At 69.0% G+C, this 24,036-nt stretch carries 23 protein-coding genes; 13 read left to right on the top strand and 10 right to left on the bottom strand.

Annotated features, from left to right (window positions below):
* Positions 1 to 66 precede the first annotated feature (66 nt).
* Together FKO37_RS43420 and FKO37_RS43415 are read left to right on the top strand one after the other, a co-directional pair.
* Positions 67 to 1,197 carry an inorganic phosphate transporter gene (locus FKO37_RS43420; protein ID WP_037818309.1) on the top strand — a complete coding sequence of 377 codons (1,131 nt, stop codon included), beginning with the start codon at positions 67 to 69 and terminating at the stop codon, positions 1,195 to 1,197.
* Between the two features lie 11 nt (positions 1,198 to 1,208).
* On the top strand, positions 1,209 to 1,430 hold the full coding sequence (locus tag FKO37_RS43415; protein WP_037818310.1) for a hypothetical protein: 222 nt from the start codon (positions 1,209 to 1,211) through the stop codon (positions 1,428 to 1,430).
* Here FKO37_RS43415 and FKO37_RS43410 read toward each other — a convergent pair.
* Together FKO37_RS43410 and FKO37_RS43405 are read right to left on the bottom strand one after the other, a co-directional pair.
* Positions 1,427 to 2,155: a hypothetical protein gene (locus FKO37_RS43410; protein ID WP_037818311.1), complete on the bottom strand. Its 729-nt coding sequence runs from the start codon at positions 2,153 to 2,155 to the stop codon at positions 1,427 to 1,429. The genes FKO37_RS43415 and FKO37_RS43410 overlap by 4 nt on opposite strands.
* Positions 2,152 to 2,361, bottom strand: coding sequence for a hypothetical protein (locus tag FKO37_RS43405; protein WP_037818312.1), 210 nt, complete (start codon positions 2,359 to 2,361; stop codon positions 2,152 to 2,154). Before FKO37_RS43405 ends, FKO37_RS43410 begins: the two co-directional genes overlap by 4 nt.
* Before the next feature lie 81 nt (positions 2,362 to 2,442).
* Here FKO37_RS43405 and FKO37_RS43400 point away from each other — a divergent pair, with 81 nt between their 5' ends.
* Both FKO37_RS43400 and FKO37_RS43395 read left to right on the top strand, forming a co-directional pair.
* On the top strand, positions 2,443 to 3,987 hold the full coding sequence (locus tag FKO37_RS43400; protein WP_238608148.1) for a sensor histidine kinase: 1,545 nt from the start codon (positions 2,443 to 2,445) through the stop codon (positions 3,985 to 3,987).
* Entirely contained in the window at positions 3,984 to 4,631 is a 648-nt protein-coding gene (locus tag FKO37_RS43395) for a response regulator transcription factor (protein WP_037818314.1), read from the top strand. The genes FKO37_RS43400 and FKO37_RS43395 overlap by 4 nt, the downstream gene beginning before the upstream one ends.
* Here the strand turns inward: FKO37_RS43395 and FKO37_RS43390 are convergent.
* Positions 4,603 to 5,742, bottom strand: a complete 1,140-nt coding sequence (locus FKO37_RS43390; protein ID WP_238608147.1) for an FAD-dependent monooxygenase — start codon at positions 5,740 to 5,742, stop codon at positions 4,603 to 4,605. The genes FKO37_RS43395 and FKO37_RS43390 overlap by 29 nt on opposite strands.
* A gap of 108 nt (positions 5,743 to 5,850) precedes the next feature.
* Here FKO37_RS43390 and FKO37_RS43385 point away from each other — a divergent pair, with 108 nt between their 5' ends.
* On the top strand, positions 5,851 to 6,345 hold the full coding sequence (locus FKO37_RS43385) for a TetR/AcrR family transcriptional regulator (protein WP_240016119.1): 495 nt from the start codon (positions 5,851 to 5,853) through the stop codon (positions 6,343 to 6,345).
* On the opposite strand, the gene FKO37_RS43380 is transcribed toward FKO37_RS43385, so the two are convergent.
* The 4 genes from FKO37_RS43380 to FKO37_RS43365 form a co-directional block, all read right to left on the bottom strand.
* Positions 6,346 to 7,104: an ABC transporter permease gene (locus FKO37_RS43380; protein WP_238608145.1), complete on the bottom strand. Its 759-nt coding sequence runs from the start codon at positions 7,102 to 7,104 to the stop codon at positions 6,346 to 6,348.
* Positions 7,101 to 8,015, bottom strand: coding sequence for an ATP-binding cassette domain-containing protein (locus FKO37_RS43375; protein WP_238608144.1), 915 nt, complete (start codon positions 8,013 to 8,015; stop codon positions 7,101 to 7,103). Before FKO37_RS43375 ends, FKO37_RS43380 begins: the two co-directional genes overlap by 4 nt.
* Positions 8,016 to 8,093: 78 nt before the next feature.
* Positions 8,094 to 10,514, bottom strand: a complete 2,421-nt coding sequence (gene hrpB, locus FKO37_RS43370) for an ATP-dependent helicase HrpB (RefSeq protein WP_238608143.1) — start codon at positions 10,512 to 10,514, stop codon at positions 8,094 to 8,096.
* Positions 10,511 to 11,341, bottom strand: coding sequence for a glutamate ABC transporter substrate-binding protein (locus tag FKO37_RS43365; RefSeq protein ID WP_134732798.1), 831 nt, complete (start codon positions 11,339 to 11,341; stop codon positions 10,511 to 10,513). The genes hrpB and FKO37_RS43365 overlap by 4 nt, the downstream gene beginning before the upstream one ends.
* Before the next feature lie 98 nt (positions 11,342 to 11,439).
* Between FKO37_RS43365 and FKO37_RS43360 the strand changes: the two genes are divergently transcribed.
* The 6 genes from FKO37_RS43360 to FKO37_RS43335 all read left to right on the top strand — a co-directional run bounded on the left by FKO37_RS43360 (position 11,440) and on the right by FKO37_RS43335 (position 15,144).
* Positions 11,440 to 11,949 (top strand): MauE/DoxX family redox-associated membrane protein, encoded by a 510-nt coding sequence (locus FKO37_RS43360; RefSeq protein WP_037818418.1) that lies wholly within the window; start codon positions 11,440 to 11,442, stop codon positions 11,947 to 11,949.
* Positions 11,950 to 11,954: 5 nt separating this feature from the next.
* The gene (locus tag FKO37_RS43355; RefSeq protein ID WP_037818321.1) at positions 11,955 to 12,755 is read left to right on the top strand and encodes a thioredoxin domain-containing protein; all 801 of its coding nucleotides are present in this window, start codon (positions 11,955 to 11,957) and stop codon (positions 12,753 to 12,755) included.
* Between the two features lie 78 nt (positions 12,756 to 12,833).
* Complete coding sequence (locus tag FKO37_RS43350; RefSeq protein ID WP_238608142.1) at positions 12,834 to 13,148, top strand: hypothetical protein; 315 nt, start codon at positions 12,834 to 12,836, stop codon at positions 13,146 to 13,148.
* Positions 13,145 to 14,260 carry a C40 family peptidase gene (locus tag FKO37_RS43345; RefSeq protein WP_043832359.1) on the top strand — a complete coding sequence of 372 codons (1,116 nt, stop codon included), beginning with the start codon at positions 13,145 to 13,147 and terminating at the stop codon, positions 14,258 to 14,260. The genes FKO37_RS43350 and FKO37_RS43345 overlap by 4 nt, the downstream gene beginning before the upstream one ends.
* Positions 14,261 to 14,641, top strand: coding sequence for a hypothetical protein (locus FKO37_RS43340; RefSeq protein WP_107051186.1), 381 nt, complete (start codon positions 14,261 to 14,263; stop codon positions 14,639 to 14,641).
* The gene (locus FKO37_RS43335; RefSeq protein WP_238608141.1) at positions 14,638 to 15,144 is read left to right on the top strand and encodes a YbaB/EbfC family nucleoid-associated protein; all 507 of its coding nucleotides are present in this window, start codon (positions 14,638 to 14,640) and stop codon (positions 15,142 to 15,144) included. Before FKO37_RS43340 ends, FKO37_RS43335 begins: the two co-directional genes overlap by 4 nt.
* Before the next feature lie 433 nt (positions 15,145 to 15,577).
* On the opposite strand, the gene FKO37_RS43330 is transcribed toward FKO37_RS43335, so the two are convergent.
* Positions 15,578 to 19,372 (bottom strand): DNA topoisomerase (ATP-hydrolyzing), encoded by a 3,795-nt coding sequence (locus tag FKO37_RS43330; RefSeq protein WP_238608140.1) that lies wholly within the window; start codon positions 19,370 to 19,372, stop codon positions 15,578 to 15,580.
* Between the two features lie 32 nt (positions 19,373 to 19,404).
* The gene (locus FKO37_RS43325) at positions 19,405 to 21,456 is read right to left on the bottom strand and encodes a type IIA DNA topoisomerase subunit B (protein ID WP_037818420.1); all 2,052 of its coding nucleotides are present in this window, start codon (positions 21,454 to 21,456) and stop codon (positions 19,405 to 19,407) included.
* A 241-nt stretch (positions 21,457 to 21,697) separates the two neighbouring features.
* On the opposite strand from FKO37_RS43325, the gene FKO37_RS43320 reads away from it, so the two are divergent.
* Positions 21,698 to 22,783, top strand: a complete 1,086-nt coding sequence (locus tag FKO37_RS43320) for an LLM class flavin-dependent oxidoreductase (RefSeq protein ID WP_037818326.1) — start codon at positions 21,698 to 21,700, stop codon at positions 22,781 to 22,783.
* Between the two features lie 30 nt (positions 22,784 to 22,813).
* On the top strand, positions 22,814 to 23,419 hold the full coding sequence (locus FKO37_RS43315; RefSeq protein ID WP_134663377.1) for an FMN reductase: 606 nt from the start codon (positions 22,814 to 22,816) through the stop codon (positions 23,417 to 23,419).
* On the opposite strand, the gene FKO37_RS43310 is transcribed toward FKO37_RS43315, so the two are convergent.
* Positions 23,416 to 24,036, bottom strand: a complete 621-nt coding sequence (locus tag FKO37_RS43310) for a trans-aconitate 2-methyltransferase (RefSeq protein WP_238608139.1) — start codon at positions 24,034 to 24,036, stop codon at positions 23,416 to 23,418. The genes FKO37_RS43315 and FKO37_RS43310 overlap by 4 nt on opposite strands.

The raw sequence follows: 24,036 nt of genomic DNA, 5'->3' as shown, positions 1-24,036 counted from the left end.
GATCTGGAGACCCCGCCCGCGTAGGTACCGTCACTCCCGCAGGACACTCCGGACTGGAGAGCGGGCATGGACTTTTCTCTCATCGTCCTGGTGGTGATCGTCGCGGCGCTGGCCTTCGACTTCACCAACGGGTTCCACGACACGGCCAACGCGATGGCCACCTCGATCGCCACCGGCGCGCTGAAGCCCCGGGTCGCGGTCGCGATCTCGGCGGTGCTGAATCTCGTCGGCGCGTTCCTTTCGATCGAGGTCGCGAAAACCATTTCCGGCGGGATCGTCGACGACACCAAAGTCACGCCGGTGGTGATTTTCGCCGGATTGGTCGGGGCCATCGTCTGGAATCTCGTGACGTGGCTGGTCGGGCTGCCGTCGAGCTCGTCGCACGCGTTGTTCGGCGGGCTGATCGGGGCGACCTGGATCGCGTCCGGCGCGGACGCCGTGCACTTCGCGAAGGTCGTCGAAAAGGTGCTGATCCCGGCGATCGCGTCGCCGGTGGTGGCGGGAATCGTCGCGATCGTCGGCACCTTCCTCGTTTACCGGATCACCGCCAAGGCCCGGCAAGACGTGGTCGGCAAGGGGTTCAAGACCGGTCAGGTGCTTTCGGCGAGCCTGGTGTCGCTCGCGCACGGCACCAACGACGCGCAGAAGACGATGGGCGTCATCACGCTCGCGCTGATCGCGGGCGGTTCGCTCGCGCCGGGGTCGAACCCGCCGGTGTGGGTCATCCTCGCCTCCGGCGCGGCGATCGCGCTGGGCACCTACTTCGGCGGCTGGCGGATCATCCAGACGATGGGCAAGAAGCTCACCGAAATCCAGACGCCGCAAGGCTTTGCCGCCGAGACGAGTTCCGCGGCGGTCATCCTGGCCTCGTCGCACCTCGGCTTCGCGCTGTCGACCACGCACGTCACCTCGGGCGGCATCATCGGCTCCGGGCTCGGCCGGAAACTCGCCGAGGTCCGCTGGGGCGTCGCGGGCAAGATGGTGATCGCCTGGGCGCTCACGCTGCCCGCCGCCGCGATCGTCGGGGCCGTCGCCGCCGCGGTCTCCACCCGGGGCAGTTGGGGAACCGTCCTCGTCGGCGGCGTCGGAGTGCTGCTCGCGCTGGGCATCTGGCTCGCGTCGCGGCGCAACCCGGTCACGCTGGCCACCGTCAACAACGAGCCGGAGGCCGCCGAGGCCGCCCCGGTCGCGGCCTGAGGGAGCACGACATGGCGATCAACTGGGGTGCCCTGGGCATCGTTTTCGTGGTGGCGCTGGCCGCGGCGGTTGTGCTGACCGGGCTGTTCGCGTACGGCGTGCGCGGCCTCTCGGAGCGGGTGACGGCGCGGGCGCACGGCGGCAGTGGCACGGTTCAGCTGACCGGTGTGGTGGTGTGTTTCGCGGTTTGTGCCGCGGTGGTCGGGTACGGGATCTATCTGATCGTGGCTTAGGCGAGTGCCGCCTCGGCGCGGGTTCGCAGTTCTTCCGGAAGTTCGTCGAGCAGCGGTCGGACCGTCGCTCGGCGGGCTTCGTTCAGGTGGGCCAGGACGTCCAGCGCCGGGGCCCACAGCGACTCGTTTGCCGCGGCGGTGCGGACCAGTGCGGGCAGGCGGTCCTCGCCGACCAGGCTGAGTACGTGGTCGATCCGGCTCCGGTCGTCCAGCACGTACGCGGTGTGCAGGAGACCGGCATCGTCCAGCAGGCCTACGCAGCGGCGGACCGTGTCGTCCGGCAGGTGGCCGACGAAGCGGCCCAGCGTGATCCAGTCTTCGCGGCGGGTCAGTTCCTCGGCGACCGCCACGACGGTTGTTACCGGGATCCGGGTGATGATCGAAGTGGCCCGCCGCGGGTCCAGTTCCGCCGCGACCGAGGCGAGGAACTTCGGCGACAGCCGTTTCGCGACGTCGACGCCGCGTGACACGTCGACCAGTCCGGCGATCCGCGCGCACAGCAGCGGGCCGAACACCTTCTCCGCGATCTTCGCGGTCACCCCGGCCGGCAGCAGTTTGCTCGCCAGCGCCATCCGCTCCAGCACGACGAGGTTCGCGTCGAACAGCGTGGTCGTCATCTGCTCGCGCAGCAGCCGGACCTCGCCCTGGTCGACGTCGGCGAGGTAGTCGAGCCGGGCGGGGTCGACGTCGAGGACCCGGGCGAGTTTGAGGATTTCCGGGTTCACAGGCCGACCGCTTTCCGCACCGCGCCGCGCAGCAGCGCGGGCACGTACTTCAGGCTTTCCTCACCCGCGCGGGCGAGCGCCTGCGCCTGCCGGTGCCGGGCGTCCCGCAAGGCCGCCGACAGATCCTGTTTGTGCTGCTCAGGCAGGGATTCGATGCCGTCCGGCAAGGGAGCGCCGAGCTGCTCGGCCAGGGTGCGTTCAGCCATGGTGACCCATCATGCCTCACGATCTCGACCTTGACTTTCGGCAGTGGTGACGAATCGGGCGGCCCTTGTAGCGTCAGCGGAATGAAGGAGGCGACGCGAGTCCGCTGGCGCGTGACGTTCGACGTGCTGCTCTGGGCCGCGTTGTGCGGGTTCGTCGTGCTCGACGGCCCGCTCGACCCGAACGTCTGGGAACTCGTCTACGGCCTGGTGTCGGTCACCCTGGCGATGGCCACCGCCCGCGTCTACCCGGCGTTCGCGCTGGCGGTGGCGATGGCGACGGCGCTCGTCATCGCGTTCGGCTGGGGCGGCCGGGTGGCGGTGTGGGAGTTCTTCCTGATCGTCGTGATCTCGTACCTGGCCGGGCTGCGACTGGCCAGGGCACGCGTGGCGATGATCTGCTTCTTCGCCATCGCGGTGGCCGGGATCCCGCTGGCTTTCCTGCCGACGGCGGGCTTCGACGCGTGGGGCGCGGTGCTCGGCACGCTCGCGTTCGCCGGGGTCGCGCCGTGTCTGCTCGGCCGGCACGTGCGGCTGCGGCGCGAGCTCGCGCAGGACGGGTGGCGGCGCGCGGAGGAGATGGAGAGCAGGCACCGGCTGGTCGCGCAGGAGGCGCGGCTGCGGGAGCGGGCCCGGATCGCCAGCGACATGCACGATTCGCTCGGCCACGAGCTGAGCCTGATCGCGGTGCGCGCGGCGGCTCTGGAGGTCGACAGCGAGCTTGGCGAAGCGCAACGCGAGGCCGCCGGACAGCTTCGGGCGGGCGCGGCGACGGCGACGGAACGGCTGCGCGAGATCATCGGCGTGCTGCGCGAGGACGCCGCGCCGATCGAGCCGGTGCAGGGCGATCTGGGGGAGCTGATCGACCGCGCGCGGGCGTCTGGGATCGAGATCGGCGCGCGGATCGACAAGCTGGACGGCGCACCGCCGATGGTCGCGCGGGCGGTCTACCGCGTGGTGCAGGAAGGGCTCACGAACGCGGCGAAGTACGCGCCCGGCGCGGCCGTCACGGTGGTCGTGACCAGCAACAATGAGTCGACCGACGTCCGGGTCCGGAACGCGCCGCCGCCCGCCGGACCGTTGCCCGGCCGGTCCGGGCAGCGGGGGTTGATCGGCCTGCAGGAGCGGGTGCGGCTGGTCGGCGGGAGCCTGACCGCGGGCCCGGCGGACGGCGGGTTCGAGGTGGCGGCCCGTCTGCCGCACGATTCGGCGCCCGCGCCGGAGCAGGACGACGGGATCGGACAGGCCGCGCGCGAGCTGGAGCGTGCCCGTCGCGCCGTGCGGTCGAGCCTGGTGCAGGCGATCGTGGTGCCGCTGGCGCTGTTCGGAGTGGTCATCGGCGGGGCGGGCGTGACCTTCCTGGTGCAGTGGTCGTCGTCGGAGCTGCCGCCGGACTCGTACGCGCGGATCCAGATCGGCATGCCGCACTCGGCCGTCGAACCGCTGCTGCCCGCCCGCCAGCGCACGACGCTGCCGTCGATCAATGTGCCGCCGCAGCCTTACCGGAGCACCTGCGAGTACTACGGAGCCGGCCGGAGCTGGCTCAACTTCAACTATGCCGTCTATCGACTGTGCTTTGTGGACGATCGAGTGGCGAGCAAGGATCTTTACAGTGAGGACGAACCGTGATTCGCGTACTGCTGGCCGACGACGAAGCGATGATCCGCGCCGGCGTGGCCGCGATTCTGGCCTCGGACAAGGAAATCGAGGTGGTGGCCGAGGCCGCGGACGGACGCGCGGCGGTCGAACTGGCGCGTGCGAACCGGCCGGACGTCGCGCTGCTCGACATTCGCATGCCCGGGCTCGACGGGCTGGCCGCGGCGGAGGAAATCCGCAAACTGCTGCCGGACACCGGCGTTCTCATGCTGACGACGTTCGGGGAGGACGAGTACATCGAACGCGCGCTCGGCCTCGGCGCGAGCGGATTCCTGCTCAAGGCGGGCGATCCGCGCGAACTGCTCGCCGGGGTGCACGCGGTGGCAGACGGCGCGGCGTTCCTTTCGCCGAAGGTCGCGCACCGCGTGATCACGCGCTTGTCCGGCAGCCGGTTCAGCCGGGCCGCGACCGCGCGCGAGCGGGTGAGCGTCTTGACGAACCGCGAGCGGGAGGTGCTGGTGCTGCTCGCCGAAGGACTGTCCAATGCGGACATCGCGGCGCGGATGTTCGTGGTGGAAGGCACGGTGAAGGCGCACGTGAGCACGATCCTGACCCGGTTGGACGTACGGAACCGGGTGCAGGCCGCGATCACGGCGTTCGAGGCTGGACTGGTGTGAGCCTCGGCGGTTGCCAGCGACTGATGCCGGCTCCGACGCGAGTGGTGACCGCTGCGGGCAGCAGCCGGGTGAAAGCCGCTCGCAGTGCGACCGCCGCCGGGTTGCGGAGAAGCGGACCGCTGGCACCGGCCTGGATCGACGCCTTCGCGACCTTCTGCGTGCGCGGTCGGCGTTCCGCGTCATAACATCGGAGCGCTTCGTCCACTGTGGACTTCTGGACGTGCGAGGCCAGCACCACCGCGTCCTCCAACGCCTGGCAGCCGCCTTGCCCGAGGAACGGCGGCATGGCGTGCGCGGCGTCCCCGAGCAGCGCGATACGGCCCCGGGTGTAGCTGGGCAGCGGCGTGGCGAGGTGATGCGTGTCGTGCAGCAAGATTTCCGGCGTGGCGTCGATGAGCTGTGGAATCGGGTCGTGCCAGCGGGCGTACTTCGCGCTCAGGTACGCGCGGATGTCGTCGTGCCGGATCCCGGCCGGACGAGCTTCGGAAACCCACCAGTAGACCTCGTCGTCCAGCAACGGCAGGACGCCGATTTCGATTCCCGCCGCCCACGTCGTGCTCAACGTGGGTTTCAGCGGCAGCTTGGCGATCCCGCGGAACGCCGCGCCACCGCTGTACTCCACGCGTGCGGCCGGGAAGAGCGCCTGCCGGATCGGGCTGTTGATTCCGTCGGCCGCCACGACCAGGTCCGCCTCGACCGAGCCGGAATCGTGGTGCACCACGCCGTTCTGCTCGACGCTCGTCACCTCGACCCCGGTCTTAAGGTATTCGCCCGGCAGTGCCGACCGCAGCGTTTCGATCAGATTCGCCCGGTGGATCGCGCCCAGCGGCAGCCCGTGACTGCGGACGAAGAGGTCCGCGTCCCAACTCGCCAGCCGACGTCCGCGCCAGTCGACCAAGCCACCACCGCGCTGCGCGGAGATCCGCGGCTCGACACCGAGTTCGGCCAGCGCCCGCTGCGCGTTGGGCCACAACGAGATTCCCGCGCCGATGGCGGTCAGCTCCGGTGCCCGTTCGAGCACCGTGACCTCCCAGCCGACCCGGCGCAAACCGATCGCCGCGGCCAGTCCGCCGATGCCGCCCCCGACCACGACCGCGCGGTGCGAAGCCATGCCGACCTCCTCTACGTCTGTAGAGGACTCTACACCTGTAGTGTGCCGAGGGTGGAACGGACAGCTGTGATCGGCGACGCAGCCATCGAGGTCATCGCGGCCGAGGGCATGCGCGGGCTGACGCACCGCGCCGTCGATCGGGCGGCCGGGCTGCCCGCGGGTTCGACGTCGTACTACGCACGCACCCGCGTCGCGTTGCTGGCGCTGGCCGCGGACCGGATGGTCGCGCTGGACCAGGCCGAAATCGTCCCGCCGGAAGGGAAACTCGCGGAGTTCCTGGGCGCGACGGTCCACCGCTCGATCACCGCCGGGCGCACCAGAATGCTCGCGCGCTACGAATTCGCGCTCGAATCGACCCGACGGCCGGAGTTGCGCGCTCGGTACGACGCCGGCGGGCTGGAATTGCGCCGCCGGTGCGCGGAAGTGCTTGCCGCGGCCGGTTCTCCGACTCCCGAGGACCACACTCGCGTGCTCATCGGGTGGCTCGACGGATCGATCTTCGACGCGCTGGCAGGCACCGGCTCCGTCAACCCGCCGACCGAGGCCGAACTGGTTGCCGGAGCCCGTGCCGTGCTCGCCGGATTGGGGCTGCCGCACGCCTGATCAGGCGTCGCGGCGGTTCAGCAGCGCGGTTCCCGCGGCGATCCCGGCGGCCGCCCAGGCGAGGCAGACCAGCACGCCGACCCAAGGCCCGTACGGCGGCAGGCTGCCCAGCAACGGGTTCGGGTCGCCAGGCGGCACCATCGCGTTCATGCCCGCGAAGGCCGGGAAGTAGTTCATCGCCGGAGGGAACACGTACGACGACATCAGCATCGGCATCGGCAGCAGCAGCACGATCACCACCACCAACGTGCCCGCCGCACTGCGCAGCACGAACGAAATCCCCAGGCACAGCACGCCGAGCAGCGCGAAATACGCACCCATGCCCAGCGCGGTGACCGCCCCTTGCGACAGCGACGTGGAACCCCCAGCCCCACGCATCAGCACCGAGGCGACCCCCATGCCCAGCACGGCGACGACCACGCCGTAGACGAACAGCACCGGCACCAGCACCGCGGCCTTGGCGGCGGTGACCCTCGCCCGCACCGGAACCCATTGCAGCGTCGAGCGAATCGACCCGCTGGTGTACTCGCTGGTCACGAACAGCGTCGCGACCGCGAGCACGCAGAACTCGACCAGATAGATCGCACCGCTGTTGACGATGCCGTGCGCGGTCTGCTGCCGTTCGCCGCCCGCGTGCTGCGAGATCCCGGTGACGACGGAGTAGAACGCCATCAGCAGCACTCCGCCGATCAGCGACCACCACGTCGCCCGCACTGACCAGAACTTGGTCCACTCCGCCGAAATCGCCAGCTTCGTCATGCCGTAACCCCGTATTCCACCGATCCGGCGGTCAGTTCCATGTACGCCTGCTCGAGCGAAGCGGTCCGCTCGGCAAGTCCGTGCAACCGGACGCCCAGTTCGTAAGCCAGGTCCCCGATCTCGGCCGCGGACGCCTCGTCGACGAGCAGTTCGCTGCCCTCCCCGGGCAGCACCGACCGGCCGTTCCCCCGAAGCCAGTCCGCGAGTTTCGCGCGCTCCACCGGATCCGGCGCGAGGACCGCGACCGACCGGCTCGAGTTGCCCGCGATGAAGTCGCCGATCGCCGCGTCGGCGAGGATCGAGCCCTTGCCGATGACCAGCAGCCGGTCCGCGGTCAGCTGCATTTCGCTCATCAGATGGCTGGACACGAACACAGTGCGTCCTTCGGCGGCGAGCGAACGCATCAGCTGCCGCACCCAGCGGACGCCGTCCGGGTCGAGTCCGTTGACCGGCTCGTCGAACATCAGCACGCCGGGGTCGCCGAGGAGCGCGCCGGCGATGCCGAGCCGCTGGCTCATGCCGAGCGAGAACGTCCCGGCGCGCTTGCCCGCGACGTCGCTCAGCCCGACCGTCGCGAGCACTTCCTCGACGCGGCTCGCGGCGATTCCGTTGCTGTGCGCCATCGCGAGCAGGTGTTTGCCCGCACTGCGGCCGGGATGCATGGCTTTCGCATCCAGCAGTGCGCCGACTTCCCGCAGTGGAAACCGTAGTTCTGCGTACGGTTTGCCGCGGATCAGCGCGTCGCCGGAGTCCGGCCGGTCGAGCCCGACGGTCATCCGCATGGTGGTGGACTTGCCCGCGCCGTTCGGGCCGAGGAACCCGGTCACCGTGCCCGGCTCGATGACCGAGGTGAGGCCGTTGACCACTGTCTTCTGGCCGTAGCGCTTCGTCAATCCGCGAAACGTGATCATAGGGCGAAGTCTGCGCCCGCGCGGGGTGCGCGGACATCAGCCGACCGTCCCGGACCGACCCCGACTTTCGGCAGGGGGTCAGCGCGACCTGCGGGTGGTGTGCCGGGTCGGGGTGGCGGTCGCGGGGTCCTCCGGCCACGGGTGTTTCGGATAGCGGCCGCGAAGGTCCGCGCGGACGGCGGCGTATCCGGTGCGCCAGAAGGATTCGAGATCGGCGGTGACCGCGGCCGGGCGGCCGGCGGGCGAAAGCAGGTGCAGCACCACCGGGACGCGGCCGTCGGCGAGCGACGGCGTCTCGGTCCAGCCGAACGTCTCCTGCAGCTTCACCGCGAGCACCGGCTGGTCGCCGTGGTAGTCCACCCGGTAGTGCGAACCGGACGGGACTTCGAGCCGGTCCGGCGCGAGTTCGTCGAGCCGCGCGGCTTCGGGCCAGGGGAGCAGGCCGCGCAAGGCAGTTCCGGCGTCGACGTTCGCCAGATCGGCTCGGCGGCGGACTCTCGACAGGTCCAGCCAAGTGTCTACTTCGGACAGCAGCGCCTCGTCGTCCACCGAAGGCCACGGATCGCCGAGTACCCGGTGCAGGAAGGCAAGGCGGTCGCGGAGGCGGGTGCCGTCCTGGCTCCAGCGGAGCAAACCGAGGCCTTCGGCGCGGAGCCCGGTGACGATTGCGTCGTGGACTAGCTGCGGATCTGGGTTGCGTAGCGGCTTTTCCGACAGAACGATCGCACCCAGGCGATGGACGTGCCGGGCGACGACATCGCCGTCCCAATGCACTTCGTCCACTTCGGACACCAGGGTCGGCGCGGCTCGGGTCGCCAATGCTTCGTCGGCGGTCGCGGCGAGGCGGATGGTGCCGTGCACGCGGCCTGGGTCGCGGGTGGCTTCGGCGACGGCCAGCCATTCGGCGTCGCCCAAACCGCTGCCGCTGGGCAGTTCCGCCGCGGTGCCGCTGGCCATCAGATACACCGGGGCCGATCCCGCGCGCCGCCGCGCCAAGCGTTCCGGATGGGCGAGGGCGACGACCAACGCGGCGTCCGGGTCTGCTTTGGCCGGGGAATTGACCAGTGCGGCCAACCGTTTCGCGTCCCGCTGCCATCGGCGGGCCGCGTCGTCGTGTGCGGAACGGAGGCGGCGCAGTTCGGCCTCGACATCGGTCAGCGTCGCTCCGGTATCGAGCAGCGCGACCACTTCCGCGGCGGCCCTGGCTCCGACTGCCTCGGCGCCGTCCAGCAACGCGCGCGCCAGCCGGGGATGCAGACCGAGGTCGGCCATCTTCTGCCCGCGCGGCGTGACAGCGCCTTCCGAGGTGGTCGCGCCGAGCGTGACGAGCAGGCTTCGCGCGGCGGCGAGCGCACCTTCACCCGGCGGATCCCACCAAGCGAGGCCGGTTCCGTCCGGAGTGGACCAGCAGGCGAGTTCCAACGCGAACCGTGCCAGCTCGGCGGTACGGATCTCCGGCTCCGGATACGCGGGCAGCGTCGCTTGCTCGTGCTCCGGCCAGCAGCGGTAAGCGCGGCCAGGCGCTTCGCGACCCGCACGACCAGCGCGTTGTTCCGCCACCGCTGCCGAAACCCGCACCGTGGCGAGCCCGGCGAGACCACGTCGATGGTCCACCCGCGGAACGCGTGCGAGACCCGAGTCCACGACCGCGCGAACGCCGGGAACGGTCAGACTCGACTCGGCGACGGCGGTCGCGAGAACTACCCGGCGGCGGTCTCGTGGCCGCAATGCTTCGTCTTGCCGGGCAGCGGAAAGCCGCCCGTGCAGCGGCAGCACGTCCGCGTCCAGCGAACTCAGCAACGCTGACGTACGCGCGATTTCGCCGGCACCCGGGAGGAACGCGAGCACGTCGCCGTCTCCTTCGGAGAGGGCTTTCCGGACCGCCGAAGCGACTGCGGCTTCCGGGCTTTCCCCGCGCGCCGGAGCGCGGTAGCTCAGCTCGACCGGATACGTGCGCGCGTGCGCGGTGATCACCGGGGCGTCGCCGAGCAGTTCGGCCAGCCGTCCGGACGCGACCGTCGCCGAGGTCGCGAGCAGCCGCAGGTCGTCGCGCAATCCGGCGCGGACGTCGAGGAGCAGGGCGAGCAGCAGGTCAGCGTCGAGATGGCGTTCGTGGCATTCGTCCAGCAGGACCGTCGACACCCCGGCCAGCTCGGGATCGTGCTGCACCCGCCGCACCAGCAGCCCCGACGTGACCACCTCGATCCGCGTGCGCGACGACACCTTCCGGTCGCCGCGCACGGCGTACCCGACCGTCTCGCCGACCGGTTCGCCCAGCAGCGCGGCCATCCGCCCGGCCGCGGCCCGGGCAGCCAGCCGACGCGGTTCGGCGACCACGACGCGTCCTTCGCCCCGGTTCAGCGCGAGCGGCACGAGAGTGGTCTTGCCGGTGCCGGGCGGGGCGACGAGCACCGCGGCGCCGTGGTCGTCGAGCGCACTCAGCACAGACGGCAGCACCGCGCGGACGGGCAGGTCCGGCAGCGAGGCTAGGTCGGTCACTGCTCGGTGATCTCCGGTGGATTCGGCAACGGGTAGTTCGACGGCCCGATGTTCGTCTCCAGCGACTTCCGCCAGGCCCCGGTCGACACCATCTTCCGGATGGCATCGTCGACCGCGTGCTGGCCCTCGGTGTCGCCCTTGCGCAGGCCGATGCCGTACCGCTCAGTGGAGAATGGACGGCCGACCACCTTCAGCAGCTCCGGGTTCTGCGCGGCGTACCCGGCGAGGATCACCGCGTCCGTGGTGACCGCGTCGACCTGGTTCGCCAGCAGCGCGGTCACGCAGTCCGGATAGCGCGGGTACTCGACCAGCTTCACCATCTGCGCGAACTTGTCCTTCACCGTCTGCGCGGGAGTCGAGCCGGTGACCGAGCAGAGCCGCTTGCCGTTGAGGCTTTCCGGGCCGGTGATGTCCGGCGAGGTGAGCCGCACCAGCAGGTCCTGGCCGGTGACGAAGTACGGGCCGGCGAAGCCCACCTGCTGTTTCCGCTTGTCGGTGATCGAATAGGTGGCCACGACCAGGTCGACCGCGCCCGAGGTGAGGTCCGTTTCGCGGCGCGCCGGGGTGGTCTCGTGCCAGGTGATGTGGTCCGGTTCGACCCCCAGTTCGCGTGCGACGAAAGTAGCGACATCGACGTCGAAACCGGCGAGCCTGCCGTCGACGGTCCGCTGCGAAAGCCCGGGCGCGTCGAACCGGATTCCGATGGTCAGGTGGTTGCCGTCACGCGCCCGGGTGGGAAGCGGATCGTCCTTCGATACCTCCGACGACCCGCACGAGACGCAGCTGACCAGCAGAAACACGGCGGCGAACGCTGCGCGTAACCGCATCGGTGCCTCCGCTTCGCCGGTTGGCTGCTCACATGGTTCTCAGGTCAGACGGCTAGCCTAAGCGCGTGCGCCGACTGCCCCAACCTGTACTCGACACCATCGGCACCCTCGCCCGGCTCGGGCTGGCTGCCGTGTGGCTCGTGTCCGGCGGCTTGAAGATCGCCGATCCGGGGCAGACGTACATCGCCGTGCAGGCCTACGACGTGCTCCCGCACGCGCTGGTGCGCCCGGTCGCCACCGGGCTGCCGCTGCTGGAACTGGTGCTCGGGCTGCTGCTGCTCGCCGGGCTGGCCACGCGCTGGGTCGCGGGAGCGTCGCTGCTGCTGCTGGCCGTGCTCGTCGCGGGCATCGCGCAGTCGTGGGCGCGCGGGCTGAGCATCGACTGCGGCTGCTTCGGCGGCGGCGGGCGCGTGGACGCCGGGCAGACCGAATACCCGCAGGAGATCCTGCGCGACACCGGTTTCGCCCTGCTCGCGGTGTGGCTGCTCGTCCGGCCGCGCACGTGGCTTTCGGTCGACGGCTGGCTCGGCTGGGGCAAAGGCAGGAACGCCGGGAACTCGGGCGAGGCCTCGGACGACTACCCCAAGGGCATCGCGGAAGGGAATTAGGAACAGTGGGTGGAGCTGCGCGCAACGCGCGGAAAAGCCGTCAGCAGGCGGCGGCCGCGAGGTCGGTCGCCCAGGCGCGGGGCTCGAAGAGCGACCGGAACAAGATCATCGCGATCGCAGTCGCCGTCGTGGTGGTCGCCGCGCTCGTGATCGGCGGCGTGCTCTGGATCAACTCGAGCAAGAACGCGACGCAGGACAGCGCGATCCAGCCGGGCACGACCTCGGCGCTCGGACCGGGCGTGGTCGAGAAGCGCGACGGGGCCGTCGTGACCGTCGGCAAGCCGGGCGCGCCGAAGACCATGGACCTCTACGCCGACTTCCTGTGCCCGTACTGCGCGAAGCTGCAGCAGGACTTCGGGCCGCGGATGGAGAAGGCGATCAACGACGGCCAGCTCACCGTGCGCTACCACATGGTGATCCTGCTCAACAAGAACTCGGACCCGCCGGGCTACTCGCTCGACTCGGCGAACGCCGCGCTCGCCGCCGCCGACCAGCAGAAGTTCACCGCCTTCCACGACGCGCTGTTCAAGAACCAGCCGCAGGAAGGCGGGCGCGGGTACGACAAGGCCCAGCTGATCAAGCTCGGCCAGGACCTCGGGATCAGCGACCCGAAGTTCGCGCAGGCGGTCAACTCCGGCGCCTACGACCAGCAGCTGCAGGCGGCGTTCCAGCAGATCCAGAACGACCCGAAACTGCAGCAGGACTTCGGCAACGGCCAGATCGGCTTCGGCACGCCGACCGTCGCGGTCGACGGCAAGGCCGTTCCGGCTCAGGGCGACTGGCTGACGAAGATTCTCAACGGCTGACCTGATCCGGTCAATTCGCCTGTCCGGGCACAACTCGTCCGCTAACCTGGGCCGCAGGGTTCAGGGGAGGGGCGGGTTGTGTCCGGTTTTCATGTCGACGACGGCGCGTACGAGAACTACGCGAAGCAGGTCGACCCACTCGGCGACGAGGTGCGTTCCGCGGCGAAAGCGCACATCGGTCCGCACGTGACGCTGTCCGGCGACGGGTTCTCCGCGATCGGGGACGAGTCCGGGTTCGCCGGCGCGTACGGCGCGCGGATGCGGGCATTGGAGGAGCGGATGCACGCGCTCGGCGGCGGCTGGCACAACGTCGGCGAGGCCGCTCGGCGCACGCAGGGCAACTACGCCGCGGTCGAGCAGGAACACGGCGACGCGATGCGCAGGCTTTCGTGAACGCTCCCGTCGATCATCTGGTCCGCAACGGGCTGGACACCACGAATCAGTTCGCCGCGAAGCTGAAGCACGACCCGTCGGCGATCCACGGCGCGCGCGACGGGCATGTCGCGCTGCAGACGTCCGTCGGCCAGGCCAATCAGCACGCCGGCGCGCAGCGGGTGAATCTGGCGCACGCCAGTTCCGGGGCGACCTCGGAGCGCGCGGTCCAGACGTCGAAGGACCTGGAGAAGGAAGTCCAGGACCTTCTCGACGAGAGCGCGGAAATCGAGCGGGCGGTCGCGGAGGCGGCGGAGACGCTGCACGTCGGCGAGATCCGCAACGACCAGGTGCGGGACCAGATCCTGCGGGAGATCGCGTCTTCGATGAAGGCGCTGGCGGCGGTCAACGGGATTCAGCCGCCGGAGAGCCGGGCGGCCGCGGCTCGGCAGATTCTCCTGCAGCTGCAGACGAAGATCGGCCAGCTGACCGGGCAGGCGGCCACGTTCACCGAGGAGACGCTCGGAAAGCTGACCGGACTGGGGCAGCGGCTCGGCGGGTCGGAGTCGACGTCCGCGAGCAGCGCGACGACGTCAGTGCCGCAGGCGTTCAACAACAACGGCGCGCACGTCAGCCACGGTGGCGGCGGAGGCGGCGACAGCGGCGGCGGTGGAGGCGGCGGCGGGTATGCCGGGAAGCCGCGGTTGCCAGTGGCCGTTCCGCCGCAGCCGGGCAGCGGCGTCGGGATCAACCTGCCGGGCGGGAAAACCGTGATGGCGCCGAACGAAACCGCGGCCAAAGCGGTGCGGGCGGCGTTGTCTCAGCTGGGCGTGCCGTATGTGTGGGGCGGGACCGCGCGCGGGCAGGGGCTCGACTGCAGCGGGTTGACCATGACGTCCTATCAGGACGCTGGGTTGCAGTTGCCGCGGACGGCGAAGCAGCAGACAGTCGGGGCCGAGGTGCCTTCTATTGATCAGTTGCTGCCCGGGGATTTGGTGGTGTGGTCCGGGCACGTCGCGATGGTGATCGGCGACGGGCAGATGGTCGAGGCCGGGGACCCGGTGCAGATCAGCAAGATCCGGACGACCAACGCCGGGCAGCAGTTCATCGGGTTTTACCGGCCGACGGGGTGAGTGGTGGCTGAATTCGACATGGATCGCGCGGTGGCGCGGGTGATGGAGGAGGCTTCCCGGACCGGGGAGGCGGCCGCGGCTCGGTTCGAGCGGGCTGGGCCGGTGGTCGGAAAGGCTGCTGCCGGCGGGGTTTCCGTCGAGGTCGCGCCTGGCGGGTTGCTGACTGGGCTGACGGTTTCCCGGGCCGCGTTGCGGGGTGGGTCGGAGGCTGTCGCCGCGCAGATCCTGGAGTTGTCGCGGCGGGCTGAGCGACGGGCCGGGGATCGGATGTATCAGGTGCTGTCGCCGGTTTTGGGGGCGGATGCTGTGGCGGCGTTGGGGTACGCGGCGTTGGCTGAGGATGATCCCGATTTTTATGACGAAGAGCCGGTGGTGTTGTGAACACTCGGGAGCTTATTTCGCTGGCTCGTTCTCGCGAGGCTGCTTTGGGACAGGTCGCTTCGTTGATGGGGGAGGCGCGGGGGTCGGCTCACGCGTTGGATGGGTCGGTTGAGGTGACTGTGGATGCGTTGGGGGCGTTGAAGCGGTTGTGGCTCGCGCCTTCGTTGGCGTCGGCGGATCCTTCTCGGATTTCGGCGTTGGTGCTTGAGGTTGTGCGGGTTGCGATGGCTGAGGCTGAGCAGGATTGCTACAACCGCGTGGGGTTGTTGTTGGGGGAGGAGGCTGGGTTGCTTGTCGAGGCGTTGTCCGGGAGGGCGGCTCCGGCTCGGTCTTCGGATGATGATCCTGGGATGACGGTGGAGGAGTTTCAGCGGTTGAGGGCGGAGAGGGTTGGGGAGAGGCGGTTTCCTGCTCCTGCCGCTGCTTCTGCTTCCGCTGCTGCTGAGTCTGGTGAGGATGAGTGGGAGGACTTTGATCCGGCTTCGTTGCGGTCGGATCGGTGAGTGGTTGCGGCTTCGGTATTTGGTGAGTTGCGACGCTGTGGGCTTCTGCTTCTGACGGGTAGGTCCGTTTAGTGGCGGGGGCTGACGCCCCCTTCGGGGGTGGTGGTTGCGTGGGGCACCCCGAGGTTTGATTGTCACTACGGCGCGGGGGTGCTTGTCAAGGCGGGAAAGATGCCTTGACAAGCACCCCCGCGCCGTGTTTTTGGCTTCGTATCGGGGTTGGGGGTGGGGTGGGTGCCTCGCTCGTTGGGTGCATCGCTGCCGGTTTAGGGCTTTGCGTTGTTGTGGTGAATGCTGGCGCGGCGGATTCGTTGCTTGTCGAACTGCTGAGAGAAATTAATGTGCCTGTCCCCGCCGAATTGGGGTGGGCTGGGTGAGTGAGGGGAACCCTGAGGAATTCTGATTCCCTCAGGGTTCCCCTCACGTACTGGTGTTAGCCGCGTTCGATGAGGTGGCCTACTACTTCTGGGCCTGGGTGGGCGTGGCCCGAGCCGTCTCGGCGGAGGTCGATTTCTGGGAGTTCTACTGGGTCTCCGGTGCGGCTCGCGCCTGCTGGGCGGGGGCCTACCCAGGCGACCTGGACTTCGGTTTCTCCCTTGAGGAAACGGTGGGTTCGCACGCCGCCGGTGGCTCGGCCCTTCGCTGGGTATTCGCTGAAGGGTGTCACCTTGACGCTCTGGCCCGTTGCCGTCACGACCATGGGTTCGCCGTGTTCTTCGTCGTCGGTGCGGATGGCGCCGAAGAAGATCGCGGTGGCGTTTGCGGACAGTTTCACGCCCGCCATGCCGCCGCTCTTGGTGCCTTGCGGGCGGATCAGGCTCGCGGCGAAGCGCAGCAGGGAGGAATCCGACGAGATGAACGCCAGGGTTTCGTTTCCGTCGGTCAGCCAGGTCGCGCCTACGATCTCGTCACCATCCTTGAGGCTGATGACTTCGAATTCATCCGAGCGCACGGGCCAATCCGGGGCACACACCTTCACTACGCCGCCGCGGGTGCCGATGGCCAGGCCTGGTGAGTCGCCTGCTTGTTCGCCCAGCGGGGCGATTCCTACGACGCGTTCACCCTTTTCCAGCGGTACCAGCTCTTTCGCTGCCATACCGCCGCGCAACGAGACTGTGCCTGCTTGTTCTGGGAGCACTGGCAGGGGCAGCACGTCCGTCTTGAACGCGCGGCCTCGGCTGGTCACCAGCAGCACCTGGCCGCGTGCGGTGGTGTGCACGACGGCTGACACGGCATCGTGTTTTACGCGGCCGTTTCGGCGGCGGACTTCCGACGCCTCTTCGGATTCCGCTGCGGTGCGGGCGACCAGGCCGGTCGCCGACAGGATCACCTGGCACGGGTCGTCCGCCACCTCCAGCGGGCCGGACGGCTTCGACGCGGCCAGGACTTCCTTCAGGTCGCCGTCGATCAGGCGGGTGCGGCGGTCGGTGGGGAAGTCCTTGGCGATCTTCGCCAGTTCCGTCGACACGAGCTTCTTCAGGACCGACTCGTCCTCGAGGATCGTGGTCAGCTCGGCGATTTCCGCGCGCAGCTTGTCCTGCTCGTTTTCCAGTTCCAGGCGGTCGTACTTCGTGAGGCGGCGCAGCGGGGTGTCCAGGATGTAGGTCGCCTGGATCTCGGACAGCTTGAACTTCGTCATCAGGCCGTCCTTCGCGGCGGCCGCGTTTTCGCTTTCGCGGATCAGCCGGATGACCTTGTCGATGTTCAGCAGCGCGATCAGCAGACCGTCCACCAGGTGCAGGCGCTCTTCGCGCTTGCGGCGGCGGTAGCGCGTGCGCTGCGTGACGACCTCGTAGCGGTGCTTCAGGAAGACTTCCAGCAGCGCCTTCAGGCCGAGCGTCTGCGGCTGCCCGTCGACGAGCACCAGGTTGTTGATGCCGAACGACTGCTCCAGCGGCGTGAGGCGGTAGAGATCCGCCAGCAGCGCCTGCGGGTTGACGCCCACCTTGCACTCGATGACGAGCCGCGTGCCGTTCTCGCGGTCGGTGAGGTCCTTGACGTCCGCGATTCCGGTGAGCCGCTTGGATTTGTTGACCTCGTCGGTGATCTTCTCGATCACCTTCTCCGGGCCGACGCCGTACGGCAGTTCGGTGACCGTGATCGCCTGCCGGCCGCGGCTGCCTTCCAGCGGGCCGGTCTCGACGTTCGCGCGCATCCGGACCACGCCGCGGCCGGTTTCGTAGGCCTTGCGGACCTCGTCCAGGCCCAGCAGGCTGCCGCCGGTGGGCAGGTCGGGGCCGGGGACGTACTCCATCAGCTTGTCGAGCGTGGCGTTCGGATGGTTGATCAGCCACCGCGCGGCGCCGATCACCTCGCCGAGGTTGTGCGGGATCATGTTGGTCGCCATGCCGACAGCGATCCCGGACGTGCCGTTGACCAGCAGGTTCGGATACGCCGCAGGCAGCACCGACGGTTCCTCGAGCGAACCGTCGTAGTTCGGCCGGAAGTCGACGGTGTCCTCGCCGAGTTCGCCGACGAGCAGCATCGCTTCGTTCGACATCCGGGCTTCGGTGTATCGCGAAGCGGCCGGTCCGTCGTCTGGGCTCCCGAAGTTTCCGTGCCCGTCGATCAGCGGGGCGTTCAAGGAGAAATCTTGGGCGAGCCGGACCATGGCGTCGTAAATCGCCGTGTCGCCGTGCGGGTGGTACTTGCCCATGCAGTTGTGGACGACGAAACCCTCGGCCGCGAATTCGTGCTCGTCCGTGCCGACCTGAATGTCGTAAGTGGCTTCCGGTTCGACCGGCTCGACGGAAACCACTTCCAGGAACGAGAATCCGTTCAGCGCGTCGAGCCGTTCGGCGAGCGGAGAACCGATCCGGCGCAATTTCTCGATCCAGCCGTCCTGCCGCGCCCGGGAAAGCCGGAACGAACGGTCGGCCAGCGCGGTGCCGTGCCGGTCCTTTCCGTAGCGGACCGCGGCACCGCTCGTCGTCGACAGCGACGCCCGGAACGCGGTTCCGGACGTGTCGTGGAACCAGCCGCCGCCGCGATGCGCGGCGGAGAACTCGGCCATGACTCCCTTGTTGGGCAGCCGGTCGTTCCCTTGCTTTCCGCCGTATTCGTAAGCGATTTCGGCGAGCTTTTCGAGACTGTCCTTCTTGTAGCCGATCGTGATCCACGGCAGCAAGATGCGGGACAGCGTCGCCGCGTCAGAACCGCTGACGGACAGGCCGAGGAGCGTCTTGTGACCGGTTTCCTTGGGGTTGCTCCAGTGGCGGCCGTGGATGCCGAGGTCCGCGAGCATCGCGTACACCTGCCGGACGAGCTTTTCGCTCGTGCTGACGTAGACGATCTCCCGGTGGTTCTTCCGGATGTAGCCGTCGCCGTCGAAGAGACCGGCGAGGTACGGAGCCCAGGAAGCCCGGTCCGAGAGGACTTCCGCGGGCACGTGCTTCGCGTCGCTGAGCGGTTCGCCCGCCGCGAGCAGGCCGTCGTGCCGGGCGAAGGTGAGGATGTGCTGGTCGCGCCATTCCGGTTTCGCCGCGGCCCGGTTCCCGCGCGACACCCGCACGCCGTTGGCCTGCGCCCACTCGTGCACGGCGTCGAGCGGTTCGAGGTCGCACATGTGGATGCGGACTCGCCCGTCCGCGGGGCGATTCCGGTCGACGGCGAACCCTTCGGCCGTGATCAAGCCGAGCAGATAGGCGTACCGGTCCCCGCCTCGCGGCAGGCATTCCCGCCGGCTGGCGCCGTAGGCGACGGTTAGCCGTCCGGTCAGGTCGCGCGCAGCCGTCCAGTCCAGCGTCGAGTCGTCCGCCACGGTACGGAACCGCTGTCCCGGGGTGACGGTCATGGTGTGGCCGTTCGACCAGGTGATGCGGACGAGTTCGTCCGGCGGGTTCTCGTAAACCTCGGCGACCGGCACGGCTTTGCCGTGGCTGTCCAGCACCTGGTCGCCGATTTCGATGGATTCGATCGGCCGGAGACCCTCCGGGGTCGACACCAGCGCGCCGCGCACGAAGCAGTCGCCGACCACGCGTGACGACTTCACGTACGCGTGTGTCGGGCGGTAGCCGTTCTCGTTCATCGAGAACAGGATTCGGCGGTGTACCGGTTTCAGGCCGTCCCGTGCGTCCGGGAGGGCGCGGGAGTGGATCACCGAGTACGCGTACTCCAGGTACGAGTCTTCGATCTCCGTCTTCAGCGGGTTGTCGAAGACCTGTGCGCCCGGCGAGTCGAACGCGCTCGGGTCGACCCGGGTCACCGGGGTCTTGCTACGGCGAGCCATGGCTCACAACTCCTTGGGAACGAACGGAAAACTCAGACGTCGATGGCGTCGCGGTCGACGCGGTCGGACGATTCGACCAGCCAGTTGCGCCGCGGCTCGACCTTCTCGCCCATCAGCAGTTCCAGCGCCAGCTCCGCGGCCTCGACGTCCTGGAGCGTGATCCGCCGGACCGAGCGCGTCGCCGGGTTCATCGTGGTTTCCCACAGCTCGTCGGCGTCCATCTCGCCGAGGCCCTTGAACCGCGGCACCGGCGTGACGACCGTCTTGCCCGCCGCTTCGAGTTCGGCGACCTTCTGCTCCATCTCGCGCTGGGTGAAGGTGAAGACGGTCTCCGAACCGCGGCCCTTGGTGGTGATCTTGTGCAGCGGCGGCATGGCCGCGTACAGCCTGCCGTCCTCGATCACCGGGCGCATGTACTTCGCGAACAGCGTGATCAGCAGCGTGCGGATGTGCGAACCGTCGACATCCGCGTCCGCCATCAGGATCACGCGGCCGTAGCGCATCGTCGACAGGTCGAACGTGCGGCCGGTGCCCGCGCCGAGCACCTGCACGATCGACGCGATCTCGGCGTTCTTCAGCGTGTCGCCCAGCGACGCCTTCTGCACGTTGAGGATCTTGCCGCGCAACGGCAGCAGCGCCTGGTATTCCGACACCCGCGCCATCCGCGCCGAGCCGAGTGCGCTGTCGCCCTCGACCAGGAACAGTTCGCTGCGCGAGACGCCGGTGGTGCGGCAGTCGACCAGCTTCGGCGGCATCGCCGCGCCCTCGAGCGCGGTTTTGCGCCGGGCGGCGTCCTTCTGCTGTTTCTGGGTGAGCCGCACGCGTGCCGCGTCGACCACCTTCTGCAGCACGATCTTGGCCTCGGACTTGGTTTTCCGGTCCTCGGTCCAGGCGCGCACCTGCTTGTCGACGATGCCCTGGAGGACGCGCGTGATGCCCGCCGTGGACAGTTCGTCCTTGGTCTGCGAGGTGAACTGCGGCTCCGGCAGCCGGACGTGGATCACCGCGGTCATGCCCTCCAGCACGTCCTCGGTGGTCGGCGGGTCCTCCTTCGCCTTGAGCAGCCCGCGCGTCTTGCCGATCACGTCCTGCAGCGCTCGGGTGACCGCGCGGTCGAAGCCGCGCCGGTGCGTGCCGCCGTGCACGTTGCGGATCGTGTTGGTGAAGCATTCCACGGTGCGCTCGTAGCCGGTGCCCCAGCGCAGCGCGACCTCGACCTCGGCGTGTCGCTCCACATTGGACTGCATGACGCCGTTGGCGTCCGCCGCGTTTTCCTTGTACGTGCCCTCGCCGGTGATCATCAGCGTGCCGCAGACGGGTTTTTCGCTGTCCGGGGCGAGGAAGTCGACCATGTCCGCCAGCCCGTTCGGGAAGTGGAAGGTCTCCTCGTTGATGGTGTCCTCGAACGTGGTGCGCAGCACGTACGTGACGCCCGGCACGAGGAACGCGGTGTTGCGCAGCTTCGTGCGCACGCCCTCGACGTCCAGCGCCGCGCCGGTTTCGAAGTACCGCGCGTCGTACCAGTAGCGGATCGACGTGCCGCTGCGTTCGCCGCGCTTCATCTTGCCGACGAGGTTGAGGCCGGAGCGGCGGGTGAACTTCGCCTTCGGGCCGGGGCCGTCGAACACGCCGGGCACGCCGTGCGCGAACGACATCTGGTGCACCTTGCCGTCCTGCTTCACCGTGACGTCGAAGCGGTGCGACAGGGCGTTGACCGCCGAAGCGCCGACGCCGTGCAGGCCGCCGGACGTCTTGTACCCGGAGCCGCCGAACTTGCCGCCCGCGTGCAGCCGGGTCAGCACCAGTTCGACGCCGGAAAGGCCGGATTTGGCGTGGACGCCGGTGGGGATGCCGCGGCCGTCGTCGTCCACCTGGACGCTGCCGTCGGCGTGCAGCGTGACGACGATGCGCGAGGCGTGGCCGGCCACGCCCTCGTCGGTGGAGTTGTCGACGACCTCGGAGAAGAGGTGGTTGATGCCTCGGCTGTCGGTGGAGCCGATGTACATCCCGGGGCGCTTGCGGACCGCCTCGAGTCCCTCGAGGTGGGTCAGGTCGTCGGCCCCGTACAGAGTCTCAGCGGTCACGAGGTCGTTCTCCCGGATCGAGGCGTGCTGTTCGGTGGGCAAACAGGTGGCCGGAGCAGGGGCCCCGGGCCGTCACCGTACTGCAGGATATCCGCACCCCCTGACAGGAACTGGCCGCTGCGCCTCCGACGGCGTCCGGAAGCGTGTCCCAGGTCACCGGTATAGTCCTGTAGGAATACATCTTCCACGCGAGTAGTTGTGCCGACAAGCAAGGTACGAAGCAACCGGCTAGGGAGCGGTCATGCAGTTCGGAATCTTCTCGGTGGGCGACGTCACGACCGACCCCACCACGGGCGCCACGCCCTCGGAGCACGAGCGCATCAAGGCGATGGTCAAGATCGCGCTCAAGGCCGAAGAAGTCGGTCTCGACGTCTTCGCCGTCGGAGAGCACCACAACCCGCCGTTCGCCGCGCCGGCGAACCCGACGGTGCTGCTTTCGAACATCGCGGCGCAGACGGAGAAGATCGTTCTCTCGACGTCGACCACCCTCATCACCACCAACGACCCGGTGCGGCTGGCCGAGGACTACGCCATGCTGCAGCACCTCGCCGACGGGCGGCTCGACCTCATGATGGGCCGCGGCAACACCGGCCCGGTCTACCCGTGGTTCGGCAAGGACATCCGCGAGGGCATCCCGCTGGCCGTCGAGAACTACGCGCTGCTGCACCAGCTCTGGCGCGAGGAGGTCGTCGACTGGCAGGGCAAGTTCCGCACCCCGCTGCAGGGTTTCACCTCGACGCCGCGCCCGCTCGACGGCGTGCCGCCGTTCGTGTGGCACGGTTCGATCCGCAGCCCGGAGATCGCCGAACAGGCCGCCTACTACGGCGACGGGTTCTTCGCGAACCACATCTTCTGGCCGACCTCGCACTTCCAGCAGCTGATCGCGTTCTACCGGCAGCGCTTCGAGCACTACGGGCACGGCAAGGCCGACCAGGCCATCGTCGGGCTCGGCGGGCAGGCGTTCATCCGGCCGAAGTCGCAGGACGCGTGGAACGAGTTCCGGCCGTACTTCGACAACGCGCCGGTGTACGGGCACGGCCCGTCGCTGGAGGACTTCACCGAGCAGACGCCGCTGACCGTCGGCAGCCCGCAGGAGGTCATCGACAAGACGCTGACCTTCCGCGAGCACTTCGGCGACTACCAGCGCCAGCTGTTCCTGATGGACCACGCCGGCCTGCCGCTGAAGACCGTGCTGGAGCAGCTCGACCTGCTCGGCGAGGAGGTCGTGCCGGTGCTGCGCAAGGAACTGGACGCGAAGCGCCCGGCGCACGTGCCGGACGCGCCCACGCACGAATCGCTCAAGGCAGCCCAGGCTGTCAACGCCTGACCCAGGTACCCCGGATCGAGTGGAGAGGTCATGACTGCACGCACTATCGCCGTGGTCACCGCGGGGTTGAGCCAGCCGTCGTCGACGCGGCTGCTGGCCGACCGGCTGGCCGAGGCCGCCCGCGCCGCCCTCGTCGACGACGACGTGACGGTGAAGGTGTTCGAACTCCGCGACATCGCGGTGGACATCACCAACAACATGCTCACCGGGTTTCCCAGCCCCCAGCTGCGGGAAGTGATCGACACCGTGACTCGCGCGGACGGCTTGATCGCCGTGACGCCGGTGTTCACCGCTTCCTACAGCGGGCTGTTCAAATCGTTCTTCGACGTGCTGGACAAGGAAGCGCTCGACGGCAAGCCGGTGCTGCTCGCCGCGACGGGCGGTACCGAACGGCATTCGCTCGCGCTCGACTTCGCGCTGCGGCCGCTCTTCGCCTACCTTCGCGCGACCGTGGTTGCGACAGGCGTGTACGCGGCGTCGTCGGACTGGGGCAGCGTCGAGGCGACGGGCGCGTTGCAACAGCGCGTGGAGCGGGCTGGCCGCGAGCTGGCGCAGCTGGTGGCAGCGGCGCCTGAGGCGAAGCCGGACGACGAGTACGCGTCGGTGTCGTTCGAGCAGTTGCTGGCTGGTCACTAACGGCTCCTGGCGGTCAAAAGTGCCTGCGGCGCCGGGGTTTCCGGGTTGAGGAGCAGTTCGGCCTCGACGGTGAACCCGGCGTCGCGCAGCCATGTCGTCATGCGTTCTCGTGGGCGGCGGTGCACCTGGACGTTCATCGGGTGGCCGCCGTAGCCCTCGGTTTTCAGCCGCGTTTCGTCGCCGACGTGGAAGAGCAGTTGAAGCAATCCGCCGGGACGCAGCGCTTGGCGGAAGTTCGCGAGGACAGCCGGGAGCAGCTCGTCGGGCAGGTGGATGACAGACTGCCACGCCACGATCCCGGCCAGCGACGCGGCCGGCAGCGGATCGGTCATCGAACCGACCTCGAACCGCAGCTCCGGATAGTCGCGCCGGGCCACCTCGATCATGCCGGGGGAGAGGTCGACGCCATACGCGGCCACGCCGAGCCCGTTGAGGTGGGCGGTGACCTGGCCGGGGCCGCAACCGACGTCGGCGACTGGGCCGTCGTCGACTTGTTCGGCGAATAACCGCAGCGCGGCAAGCAGATACGGCTGTTTGCCCAGTGCGTCGCGGACGAACGTGGCGTAGTCCTCCGCCACGGTGTCGTAGGACGTTCGGGTGTCGGCGAGCCAATCCAT

The sequence above is a fragment of the Amycolatopsis sp. Poz14 genome, assembly GCF_006704225.1.
Taxonomy (GTDB): Bacteria; Actinomycetota; Actinomycetes; order Mycobacteriales; family Pseudonocardiaceae; genus Amycolatopsis; species Amycolatopsis nivea.
This window is presented reverse-complemented; position numbering and strand designations above follow the sequence as displayed.

Coding starts and splice junctions, on each gene's coding strand:
- FKO37_RS43420 (WP_037818309.1), top strand. CDS start 67: ATGGACTTTTCTCTCATCGTCCTGGTGGTGATCGTCGCGGCGCTGGCC.
- FKO37_RS43415 (WP_037818310.1), top strand. CDS start 1,209: ATGGCGATCAACTGGGGTGCCCTGGGCATCGTTTTCGTGGTGGCGCTG.
- FKO37_RS43405 (WP_037818312.1), bottom strand. CDS start 2,361: ATGGCTGAACGCACCCTGGCCGAGCAGCTCGGCGCTCCCTTGCCGGAC.
- FKO37_RS43400 (WP_238608148.1), top strand. CDS start 2,443: ATGAAGGAGGCGACGCGAGTCCGCTGGCGCGTGACGTTCGACGTGCTG.
- FKO37_RS43390 (WP_238608147.1), bottom strand. CDS start 5,742: ATGGCTTCGCACCGCGCGGTCGTGGTCGGGGGCGGCATCGGCGGACTG.
- FKO37_RS43385 (WP_240016119.1), top strand. CDS start 5,851: ATGCGCGGGCTGACGCACCGCGCCGTCGATCGGGCGGCCGGGCTGCCC.
- FKO37_RS43380 (WP_238608145.1), bottom strand. CDS start 7,104: ATGACGAAGCTGGCGATTTCGGCGGAGTGGACCAAGTTCTGGTCAGTG.
- FKO37_RS43375 (WP_238608144.1), bottom strand. CDS start 8,015: ATGATCACGTTTCGCGGATTGACGAAGCGCTACGGCCAGAAGACAGTG.
- FKO37_RS43365 (WP_134732798.1), bottom strand. CDS start 11,341: ATGCGGTTACGCGCAGCGTTCGCCGCCGTGTTTCTGCTGGTCAGCTGC.
- FKO37_RS43330 (WP_238608140.1), bottom strand. CDS start 19,372: ATGGCTCGCCGTAGCAAGACCCCGGTGACCCGGGTCGACCCGAGCGCG.
- FKO37_RS43320 (WP_037818326.1), top strand. CDS start 21,698: ATGCAGTTCGGAATCTTCTCGGTGGGCGACGTCACGACCGACCCCACC.
- FKO37_RS43315 (WP_134663377.1), top strand. CDS start 22,814: ATGACTGCACGCACTATCGCCGTGGTCACCGCGGGGTTGAGCCAGCCG.
- FKO37_RS43310 (WP_238608139.1), bottom strand. CDS start 24,036: ATGGATTGGCTCGCCGACACCCGAACGTCCTACGACACCGTGGCGGAG.